Annotated in this window: 6 protein-coding genes; all 6 read right to left on the minus strand. The window is 44.9% G+C overall.

Annotated elements, in window-relative coordinates; genetic code table 11:
• Positions 1–2 precede the first annotated feature (2 nt).
• From R2S08_RS24610 to R2S08_RS24635, 6 genes are read right to left on the minus strand one after another with little or no spacing between them, the layout of a single operon-like run.
• Positions 3–1,712 (minus strand): hypothetical protein, encoded by a 1,710-nt coding sequence (locus R2S08_RS24610; RefSeq protein ID WP_316837613.1) that lies wholly within the window; start codon positions 1,710–1,712, stop codon positions 3–5.
• A gap of 10 nt (positions 1,713–1,722) precedes the next feature.
• On the minus strand, positions 1,723–3,012 hold the full coding sequence (locus tag R2S08_RS24615) for an MFS transporter (RefSeq protein WP_316837614.1): 1,290 nt from the start codon (positions 3,010–3,012) through the stop codon (positions 1,723–1,725).
• Positions 3,002–4,060, minus strand: coding sequence for a glycoside hydrolase family 130 protein (locus R2S08_RS24620; RefSeq protein WP_316837615.1), 1,059 nt, complete (start codon positions 4,058–4,060; stop codon positions 3,002–3,004). Before R2S08_RS24620 ends, R2S08_RS24615 begins: the two co-directional genes overlap by 11 nt.
• A 35-nt stretch (positions 4,061–4,095) precedes the next feature.
• The gene (locus tag R2S08_RS24625; RefSeq protein ID WP_316837616.1) at positions 4,096–5,583 is read right to left on the minus strand and encodes a RagB/SusD family nutrient uptake outer membrane protein; all 1,488 of its coding nucleotides are present in this window, start codon (positions 5,581–5,583) and stop codon (positions 4,096–4,098) included.
• Between the two features lie 25 nt (positions 5,584–5,608).
• Positions 5,609–8,686, minus strand: coding sequence for a TonB-dependent receptor (locus tag R2S08_RS24630; RefSeq protein WP_316837617.1), 3,078 nt, complete (start codon positions 8,684–8,686; stop codon positions 5,609–5,611).
• Positions 8,687–8,713: 27 nt separating this feature from the next.
• Complete coding sequence (locus R2S08_RS24635) at positions 8,714–11,218, minus strand: hypothetical protein (protein ID WP_316837618.1); 2,505 nt, start codon at positions 11,216–11,218, stop codon at positions 8,714–8,716.

Genomic DNA, 11,218 nt, shown 5'->3' on the forward strand with positions numbered 1-11,218 from the left:
ATTTAGTTATAGCTAAAATCTATAATGTGTCCTTCAATATTAAGCTGATGGTTGATCACCTTTTCTTTTTTGCCCGCAGGTATGCTGATCAGTACGGCAGACTGCATAGGCGAAATTGACAATTCAACGCCGGAGCCCATATTTCTGGCGATAAACTTTTTGGTAATTAGATTATAGATGTCAACTTTCCCTTTGGACGCAGGGATATATTTGATCTTCTTCTTTACAGGATAAGGATTGTAAAGTAAGTCTGTTGGAAAGATATTGTCCCCATAAAAATCCGTTGCATTTAAGTCCAGCTGTAAAATTCCTTCTACACTGGTTTTTTTAACGATACCACCAAAGATTCCCACGTGTCCGCTTCCATAAACACTAAACTGGGAAACCTCAGGATTTTTTCCGGGCACCCATTTGGGGCCGTCTCCCTGGGCAACTGGTGCTTTTAAATGGGTATAGAGGGTATCAAAGGTAGAGGCTTTGGCCATACCTTCATAGGCGATCACACCCTTGGTTACATCAGCAAATCCGGGTAGGGTTTGGTGCTCGGCTGGCATATACTGCGGATAGAACAGCCGGGAAGCATTTACCGCATTGAGCATCCATTTACCAATAGCATTGGCATACTGTGGTTGATATTTGACCAAAGGAACAAGGGGCCAGGCAGCATCAAAGGTATTCATCAGGAAACTATAGCCACCATGATCAACCGTACTGCCTACGGTTCCGGAAATGTCAAATCCGTTCCAGTTCCCGGCGAGAAAACCCCAGCCTTCCCTGCATATGGCCGTGCCCGCAAAAGTCCAGTCGAGCATTTTGGCCAGATCGAAATGAGTACCTTGTTCGGCATTCATGCTGGCCGCCAGGTAGGCTCCAAAAGGCATCAGTAGTTCATACGTTGGGTTGATCGTTTGACTTTCCAGGGCATTCATGGCACTTATTGCGCCTTGCAGATATCTTTTGTCTCCAAATTTTTTATAAGCGGCATACAATACATAGGCATGGCCTGCTGCAGCGTCGGGTTGTGCACAAATGGTATTGGTCATCGGTTTCATCTGACCATAGTCAAAATAAGAATAGTGGTAATTGCCGTTCAGTATAGAGTCTGCTTTAAAAAACTTTTCTGCAATACTTCGGGCCATTTCTTTAAATCCGGATTCCTGTGGATATTTTTCCCAGATGGCATAGAAAAGTACATTTGGATAAACGTCATACCACCAGTCTCTTCCATACCCTCCGCCCAGCAGGGCTACTTCGGGTGCGGTGTTGTTCATCATGATGTCCCAGCCGGTGTCTTTATTGAAATAATTTTTCAGCATGGCTACGTAGTTCTGACCATGCTGATTGCTTTTATTGATATTGACTAGGGAAGCACCAAGGACAGCTCCCATATTGGCCAGGGCTTCGTGGAACATACCTTTGTTGTGCGAAGGTCCCTGACGAACATCACCAATGGCCGTATATATGCCCATTACAGGCTGTTTGAAATTCTTTCCGGTACTGTCCATCCAAACCAGGGGCCAGTATTTACCCTTGGCCTGGAAATCATAAACGGTCCGGTCAAAATTAAGGGCCATCTTTTTCCAGTCGATGATTTGCAGAGGACGAGGAAGATCGGCCATTTGCTGTACACGGGAGATTGGGACTTGGCGGATTTGTGCCTGAGTGGTCGCAGGTAATAAAAAAAGGAACAGGAGCTTAAAACTAAATTTCATAATCGGAGTTTTACAAGGTGGATTGGGCAACAGTGGCTTCAATTAAGGGTTCGGTTAGATTTGCAGGGTCGGACATCAGTTTTCCTTGTTTAATAATACCCTTGGCCACCCAGTAAGAGCTGAGCTGGATAATGGCTACGATAATGATGGCATACCGTAAGGCGATTTCATTGGAAAAACAATAAGCTAAAATTAAGAATGTTCCTGCACCGGTTAGCCTGCCGATATACAATCCGGCTTCATGGTTCAGAATATAAGCAAATTCGCTTCTTTTTTCTTTCTTACTGAGTAAATCGATCACACTGAACTGAATAGGGAAGTAAGCCAGATCCAGCAGAGGTTTGGCCAGCAGGAGGAACAGCATAAACAGGATGACGCCAGTTTCATTAAATAGAATGCCGTTGATCAGTGCGGCGATGGTAAAGAGCACAAGGCCTGCACCAAAAACATAGACGCGGTGCTGCGGGCCGGTATTGCGCCCGATGATGTACATCAGGACTGCGGCAAATACAGCACCCAGGGACTGTGCAGTTCCCAGAGCGCCCTCTTTTCCCAGCAACAACATGATCAACATAGCGGGGGCGGTCACCAGGAAGCCCTGTACGAGCCCTTTTAGTACGGCCAGGAAGAGCAGTCTGTACCAATACGAATCGAATTTGAAATAAATGAATTTTTTATGCACGGGGTTCTGGAATTTGCCTGTAAAACACATAGCCGAGGCGCCTATGGTGATGAGGAAGACCAATCCTGTGACGATCTTATAAGCCAGTTTTGCATCTCCTGCATTGCCGGAAAGCTCTATGAACCAGCCGATGAGTACAGGTATGATGACCGCAATGATGGTGTAAAAGAACGTTTCCAGACCGTAGTAATAATTCCGGTTGCTGTCATCGGTTGTAGCCAGGGCAAGAAAGTCGCGGTTAGCCCAGTAGAAGCCAAAAGACATCCCCATAACGATTCCTGCGATGCCTATTCCGGTAATATCAAGTGTTTTCAAAGACATCATGATCATCATGGAAATACCGCTGAGCACCATCCCGAAAGAGTAGAGGACTTTGATAGGAAAACGGTTCAGCAACCAGCCGTTGATCAGAAAAGTAAGGGGAATACCCGTATAGATGGTGAGTTGGTAGACCACCACTTTGGTGGGGTCATTGGAGCTTCGCATCACATAGGCGGCCACAAAGATGTCGATCACGGGCAGCACTATACTGTAAATCAGATTGGTGAGCGTAAGTGTTTTGAAATTATGCGACTGGCTTTTAAAATGAAGCAGTTCTTTTTTGAGTTTAAGTAACATCAGCGTAGATTAGGGAGGATAAGATTTCCTCGATGGAAAATTGTGCGGCGCAGACAAATTCATCTGCGGCGCCATAATAAATTGTCAGCTCATCGCCTTTAACCACATGGCCGTTGGTGAATACAACTTTTCCAAAAAAGCCGCTGAGTTCATAATCTTCAGTAGGCACCATAATGGGATCGTCTGTTCTGGCCAGTACTTTTGAAGGGTTGTTCAGGTCCATTAGAAAAGCACCGAGGCAATAACGGTGTTCTGCATTGGCGCCGTGATAAATCTCCAGCCATCCTTTGGAGGTTTTGATAGGAGCTGCGCCCGCACCTACTCTTTTGCTGTCCCATTTGTCTTTCCTGGTTTTGATGATGCATTGGTGTTTTCCCCAGTGCAAGCCATCGGGTGATTCGGCAATCCAGATGAAGTTTCCGCCCAGGTCTACACTGCTCGGCCGGTGAAGGGCATAGAATTTTCCGTTCACTTTTTCTTCAAAAATAGCGCAGTCTTTATTATGCGGCGGGATGATGATACCCTCAGACTGGAAATTTTTCCAGTCTTTTGTGGTCCGCATGCCTACGGCAACACCATTCTCCGATACCGAGGTATAAGTCAAGTAGTAAAGGCCATCGATCAGGGCGACCCTGCAGTCTTCTATGCCGAAGCTCTCCTGGTTGTTTTCTCCCTGTAAAAGAGGGTAACCTTCGGGTTCATAAAAATGGATGCCGTCGTCGCTGCGCAGGAGTCTTAAATGGGAAAGCGTAGTCAGATAATCCAATCCTTTATAATTGATGACACGGGGATCGATCGCGATCAGTTCTGGATGATTGACTTCAATTTCCATGATCTGGATTCCGGTACTGTTGAGCACCGGGAAGGAGATATGGGTTTCTTGCTGGGCAGGCCGTTCGGCTACCCGTACCAGCAGCCAGGTTCTTCCTTCGAAAGTGAACACACCTGGATTAAGGAGGCAGGTAATTTCTAATCCAGCTAAACTAGGTTTAAGGTCTGCGGGACGTAGGAGCGGGTTTTGTGTCAATCTTTTTGCAAGGTCTTTCATAGAATGGGGTGATAAGCTGAAAAAATTATTTTAAATTAATAACCTGGATTTTGGGTAATTGTTCCTCCCGATTTGTCTACCTCGCCTTGCGGAATGGGGTATACATAATTGCGGTCCTGGAAATTGACCCCGACAGATTTCAGGAAATCTTTGGCCAGGCCCCATCTTTTCAGATCGTTAAATCTCTGGGATTCAAAGCCTAACTCTACCCGTCGTTCCTGTACAAGCCAGTTTTTGACCTGGGTTTTGTTCGTTACCGTAACATCCCTGTCTGGCAAGGTACCTGCAGGTGTGGCCGTACCACTTGCTGTTACACTATTCCTTGCCCTGGCCCGGATGCTGTTGATCAGGACGATGGCTCCGGAATAATTGCCGGTTTCCAGAAGCGCTTCCGATTTCCAAAGCAGCACATCCGCCCAGCGGATATATATTTTATTACTGGCTGCGTCTTCATTGCCCTTGTTATGGTCGGTGAGCTCGCCGAAAATCTTATAAACATTCTGTTTGCTCACATCAACAGTATAGCCAAGTCTTGGGTCATTAGGTTCGAAGGCACTGATAAAATTGCTGGTTGGAGCGATAAATCCCCATCCGGCAAGTGCGCAAATACCATTTCCCATGGCGGGTGTTTGTGCCGACTGGTGGTTATAGGCGAATATAACTTCGTTGTCGCTGAATTTTTTGGCCAGGTTGAAGCTGTCAAAATAGTTGCTGTTTAAGCTGTAGAAATTTGATGCTTCAAGCTCTGCAATATTGGTTAATACTTCCTGCCATTTCTGGTTATAGAGCGCTACCTTAGCCTGCAATGCCAGTACGGCACCTTTGGATACCCGCCATTTGTCTGTATCGTCCGAATATTTACTGTTGGGCAGAAGCGGTTTTGCTGCAGCAAGGTCTGCACTGATTTGTGCCCAGATCTGCGCCTTCGGAACTCTTTTTGCCGCTTCATAAGCATCATTGAAGTCTTTTAAAGGTTTGAGTAAAAGAGGGGTGTCTCCAAAATTATTCACCAGATCAAAATAATAGAAAGCCCTGAGGAAATAGACTTCTCCAAGCATCCTGTTCCTTAATGTTGGAGCTATTCCGATTTTCGAAACGACCGCATCGTCGGTCAGATAGCTGATGGCTTTGTTACATCTGGAAATTCCTTCGAAGTCATAGCTCCACTGGCCGTTAAAGCCGCCGTTACTGGCCGTGAAGTTGAATTTGGAAAATTCATCCATCCAGGCCTGGTCGCCATCCGGGTTCCATTTTTTCTGCATATCACCGGAAGCTATATCCTGTAGTATAAAGTCATTCCTCAATACAGTGCCGTCATCCCATCCCCACTGGCCGATGATGTTCAATGTACTGGCGAGGAGTTTATAGGAGGAGGTCACCGAGGAGCTCACCGTTCCGAGTTTTGGATCTGTACTGATCTGATCTGGGGTAATTAAGCCTATAGGGGCTTTATTGAGTTCTTTTTTACATCCTGCCCCAAGAATAATGACCAGCAATGCAATAAATTTATATGTTGATTTCATCTCTTTTTAGTTTAGCGTGTAAGCATTAAAATTTAACATTTATACCAAACAGGAATGCTCTGGATTGTGGGTAAGTTCCCATGTCTATGATATCTGTAGACTCCGGGTCGAGGCCAGTATATTTGGTAATGGTAAACAGGTTTTGACCGGAAACATACAAGCGTACATTCTGAACACCAAGCTTTGAGCGGGAAAGCAAAGATTTAAGAGAATAACCAATCTCAACGTTCTTTAAACGCATATAAGATGCATTTTCCACAAAGATGCTGGAGGTTTTGCTGCTGCCATTGTCATTGAATGTAGAGCGTGGAATGGTATTGCTGGTGCCTTCGCCATGCCAGGCATCCAGGGTTCTTACAGAGTGATTGAAGGGTCTGGAATCGTAATCGATAATCTTTTTGAGGTCGTTATATTTTTCAACGCCCTGTACGCCCTGGAATAAAGCAGTAAAATCGAAACCTTTATAACTTGCAGACAAGTTTAATCCATAAGAGAACCTAGGATTAGGGTTGCCGATATAATCTCTGTCCTGATCATTGATCACGCCGTCTCCATTGAGGTCTTTGAATTTAATATCACCTGGTTTTTCGGTAGGATTAGGAGTGCCGTGCAGATAGTTGGTGATTTCTGCCTGGTTCTGATAGATTCCATCCATTACATAACCGTATAAGGCATTAAGCGGATGGCCAACTTCAGTTTTGGTGACTTGTCCAATGATATAAGGCAGGTTTGGGTGTAGTTTTTCTACACGATTGGTCAGCGTTCCAATGTTTCCGTTAATACTGTATTTAAAAGCCTTGTCGTTGTTCCGATAGCTTAAAGCAATCTCGATACCTTTGTTGCTTACTTCGCCAGCATTGACAATGGTGGGCTGAAGATCACCAACAAATGCCGGCAAGGACAATGGGAGAAGGATACCACTGGTTTTTTTCTTGAAATAATCTACAGATAGGTAGACCTTGTTTTTGAGTAAACCCAGGTCCAGACCGATGTTCTGTTGTGAGGTGCTTTCCCATTTCAAATCAGGATTACCGAAACGTAAAGGTTTGTACTCTTCCCCAACTTTTTGTAGCAGGGTAAGGAAGGTATAATTTCCAATTTCCTGGTTGCCTAGTTTTCCTGTGCTTAACCTGAGTTTTAGATCAGATATCCAGCGGATATCTTTCATAAAAGCTTCTTCGGAGATTCTCCAGCCGGCGGATACGGAAGGGAAATAACCCCATTGGTTGTTAGGGCCAAACCTGGACGAGGCATCTGCTCTGAAATTCCCCGTAATCAAGTATTTAGAATTAAAGGTATAGGTAGCAGAACCAAACAGAGAGAATAAAGTCCATTCTGCACCTGATCCTGAATTCCAGAGGTTGGTGAGGGAGTTTCCATAATCAAGGTATTGGAATTCTGGCTGGGTATACTCAAAACGATTCCTTGTGCCACCTATAGAGGAGGAATGATTGGTAATATATTCACTTCCAACCATGGCGCTGAATGCATGTTTGTCGATGGTTTTGCTGTAATTTAGGGTATTGTTCCAGGTGATGGTGCTTTCCTGTCCGCGGTCTTCATTTAATGAATTTGGGCGGTTCTTTCTTCCAAGACCTTTGTCTGGGGTATCCCCACCACCGTCATCATCCCCAAAGTTTTGGTTGAAGGCTTTGTTGTGGGTGAAATTTAAATCTACGCCTACATTGGTTCTGAATTTTAGTTCTTTATTTCCCAGAAAAGCATATTCTCCGTAAATGTTTCCAAAGGTTTTAAAAATATATCTTTTGTCGTTGGTGAAATAAGCCAGTGCGATGGGGTTACTGCTGTATTCGTACCTGCTTTGATAGCCACCACTGGCCAGATCGCTGTTTTTGTAAAAAGGAAGATCTGTAAAGGGGTCTGCTGCAGACCAGGTCGGGTCATCCGGGCTTTTGTAAACCGGTATCACAGGTGGCCTGATGAAGGCATGGCGAATGATTCCGGGCTCATCTCCCTTTGAAGAAAGTTTATCTTGTTTAGCATAGGAAAGCTGCAGGTTGCTTCCAACTGTCAGTCGGTCAGTTAAATTGGCGGTAATGTTACTTCTAAAAGTTAAACGTTGATATTGATCATTTTTATAGACTACAATACCGTCCTGTCCATAGTAAGCACCTGATAATAAATACCTGACTTTATCACTGCCTCCACTGGCACTGAGCTGTAAGTTCTGGGATTGTCCGGTCTCAAACAATTCCTTCAGCCAGTCTGTATTGGCCAGGTCAGTCCGGCTTTTGTCTGTGGTGTAGGGGTTTGTTCCAGTATATCCGGAGTTGTTCCAGGATTCTTCCATTTTGTTCATATACTGCGTTGTATTGAGCATCTTAGGGAGATGGCTGACCCGCTGAATCCCTCTGAAATAGTTGATGTCCAGGCTTGTTTTTCCGGCACTACCCATTTTTGTTGTGATCACAATGACACCGGCAGATGCCCTGGAACCATATATAGCTGCGGCAGACGCATCTTTAAGTACAGTAACGGATTGCATATCTGATGGGTTGAGAAAAGAAATATCCCGGGTTGGCGTTCCGTCAACAATAAATAAAGGACTGTTGTCTCCAAATGTACCCTCTCCACGGATACGGATGTTGATGGGTTCTCCTGGTGCACCTGTACTTTGAGTAATCTGTACGCCAGCCACCTGTCCCTGCAGGACTTGTGCAACATCTGCAACTCTTCTTTGCTCGAGGTCTGGCATGTTCACTGAACTCACTGCACCCGTGAGGTTAGATTTTTTTTGCGAGGTATAACCCAGGACCACAACTTCATTCAGGGATTCCTGATTTTCTTTTAGCGTGATGTTCATTATCGAATTGCCGTTAACAGCCAGGGTTTGTTTCAGGTAACCCACGTAATTGAAGGTGAGAGATGGGTTTGATCCTTCCTTGAGGACAATGGTGAACCGCCCCTGTGTGTCTGTCATCGTACCATTCTGCGTGTTTTCCTGCGTCACACTTACGCCGGGCAGCCCGGCGCCGGTGATGTCTTTTACAGTCCCGGATATTTTGGTCTGGGCATAAAGACTTTGGCTTGCTCCGAACAGGCAGAGCAGCAGGAGCCATAGTGAATTGATCTTTAATTTCATTTGGTTTTTTTGTAAAGGTTTAAATCATTAGTTTTTATTTAACTTTTGCGTTTTGTGATAATCTGGGTCCATTTCGGGCGTTCTGAGCCCTGCAACTTCATTTGCCATCAGGATAAAGATGTTCCAGCAAAGGCCTTTTGTGGAGGGCCACCAGCTTTCTGTCGTGGTCCATTTGGTTGGAATGAATTCTTTACTGAAAGGCCATTTTGGATTGAGGTTGATTTCGGCCCATGCCCGGTTTTCCATAAGTGCCGGAGCTTTTTTCCAGCCATGTTTCAACCCGGTCACATAGGCACAGTATTCTGCCCGTAACCAGCTTCCGCCATTGTAATAAAACCCATCATTCTTTCCGTCCGCATAGTTGGATGCGCCAAATGCTTCAAAAGGCTGGTAGTCTGCACTGAGATAGGCATAGCCAGGTTGGTTTTGAGTTAACCGGATACAAATAGGGGCAGTGGTTCCATATTCAGGATGAGGTGCATCTGGTACTTTATTGAGCAGGGGGAACTGATCAAGATGGTTGGTCACCATTTCGTCCTGGAGTATCGGTCTGTCGAACAGCCACAGGGAGAAGAATTCCGGTTCCAGGTCTGTCAGCGAGATGATATCAGGATAGTTCCTGTCAAAAAGCAGGTGTTTTCTTTGTGGATCATAGAAGTTTCTGTATTCCTGCTCGGTCTTTTCAATATAGCTTTCTTCTATGGGATAGCCGAGCTCTTTGATGGTTCTTAAAGCAATGGCCAGCATGCCCTGGTTCACAGCCAGGCGATCTGTTTTAGGTTCATAATCTATGATGTCGACCTGGCTCATGGGGAAATGGGACCGGCATTTGCCGTCTTTTCCTGCATCGAATTCGTTCAGAACATAGTCAACCGCTTTTTTAATCTTTTCTTCGGGTAATTTGACACCGAACCTCCTTTTGTTGAGCATGGCCCAAATGAGCCATTCAATAGTCGCTTCATTGTCTTTAGCTTCAGTAGAGCCCATGGAGGGTGTAATAATGGTGCCAATCCCACCTTTAGGTGTTTGTGTCTTTGCCCATTGTTCCCAAATACCAAGATTTAAGTCTTTATTGTAGGTCGCCACGTTAGAGAAAAAGGAATCCCGGTTGTACATGTCCGGAGAATAATTCATATTCGGGACATTGAAGGCGTTAAAGTCGTTAACTGCTGTGATCCAGGTTAGCGCATTCATATTTCCATAGAGCATTTTTTCCAGAGTTGTTCCACGGAATCCGAGGCCTTCTGCAAGTTTGCTCTGCGAAGAGATCATGAATTCTTTGTGGTTTTTCCAGGGTTCAAAAAAGAGGTAGCTGGTTTTTTCTGTACTTTCTCCCATTGGCAGTACATTATAAGCTTCCCGGAGGGGATCATGTTCTTCTATTTTAAAGTCTTTGAGTTGTAAGGTTCCTGCTTTACCGGATAGGGTTCCGATAAACAGAGAAACACTGTCTTTTTCTATATAGGGAACCAAAATGCTGCCTTTAAATAGTGTCCATTTGTCTTTTTTAACACCGAAGTTGTCAATGTATTTCAAACCCTCTTCGAGTTCAATGGTCTTTTTTCCATTTTTAACCCGGAATAATTTAAGCGCAAGAGGAACTTCCCCTTTGCATTGAAAAGAAATGGTATACACCTGCTGGTCCCGGAAGGGAACAATCGTTTCCATGCCTTTTTCACCTGGCTTTCCAGATTTGAAATCCATACCGAAGTTTTGCGCCTGTTGTTGTACATGGGAAATTCCGACAGGATGAAAGGTTTTATTAAGGCTAAGAACCTTTGTGGTTCCGGCATCCAGGTTATACATCTCGCCAAAGGTCATTTGTATATAGTCTTTTCCTGAAGCCTGCTCTTTTTGGCTTGCTACAGCCATTAATTCGGGATCAGGTAATTTACGCAAGCCTACCATGCCGCCGCCTCTTCCATTAAACCGGCGACGGGTGGTCCTGGTGTATTGGTTTTTGTAGCCGGCATCGGTTAAAAAGGAGAGCAGCATCTGCTGGGAGGTAATGAACCCAACCGAAGGAAACATTTCATGTACAAAGCCTCCCGGAAAATGTTCATGTTCAAAACTGACATAATTCAGGGGTTTTTGTGCCGGAACGAAACGTTCTCTTAAAGTATATGAAAGAGAAGGCATACCGGGCTGAAAGAGGCGGATTGTTTTTTTGACCATGTTTTTATGGAGCACCTGGTAGGTTACCTTTACGCTAAGATTCAGGTCAAGTTCAGGAATATAGCTTTCTCTGGTCAGGACAAGGGTACTGTCATTACCGGTCCAGCTTTTTCCGGTCCAGGAAGCGAGCAGCGATTCTGCACTATGATCCGTATTGGTCAGCCTTAACGAAAATTCTTCTGTATTGTTTAACAGGGCTTCGCTTCCGTTCAGGATAACTGCTTTGTAGCCTTTTAAGGTATCTCCGGCGACACGGAGACGGAGCTGGGCTGATGTGGTCTGATGGAACAAGGCCAAAGCAACAAAGTAGAAAAAAAACAGCTGCGGAAATTTCCGGCGGAATGAGATTAGGTTCAT

The sequence above is a fragment of the Pedobacter nutrimenti genome (assembly GCF_032678445.1).
Taxonomy (GTDB): domain Bacteria; phylum Bacteroidota; class Bacteroidia; order Sphingobacteriales; family Sphingobacteriaceae; genus Pedobacter; species Pedobacter nutrimenti_A.

Coding starts and splice junctions, on each gene's coding strand:
- R2S08_RS24625 (WP_316837616.1), bottom strand. CDS start 5,583: ATGAAATCAACATATAAATTTATTGCATTGCTGGTCATTATTCTTGGG.
- R2S08_RS24630 (WP_316837617.1), bottom strand. CDS start 8,686: ATGAAATTAAAGATCAATTCACTATGGCTCCTGCTGCTCTGCCTGTTC.
- R2S08_RS24635 (WP_316837618.1), bottom strand. CDS start 11,218: ATGAACCTAATCTCATTCCGCCGGAAATTTCCGCAGCTGTTTTTTTTC.
- R2S08_RS24610 (WP_316837613.1), bottom strand. CDS start 1,712: ATGAAATTTAGTTTTAAGCTCCTGTTCCTTTTTTTATTACCTGCGACC.
- R2S08_RS24620 (WP_316837615.1), bottom strand. CDS start 4,060: ATGAAAGACCTTGCAAAAAGATTGACACAAAACCCGCTCCTACGTCCC.
- R2S08_RS24615 (WP_316837614.1), bottom strand. CDS start 3,012: ATGTTACTTAAACTCAAAAAAGAACTGCTTCATTTTAAAAGCCAGTCG.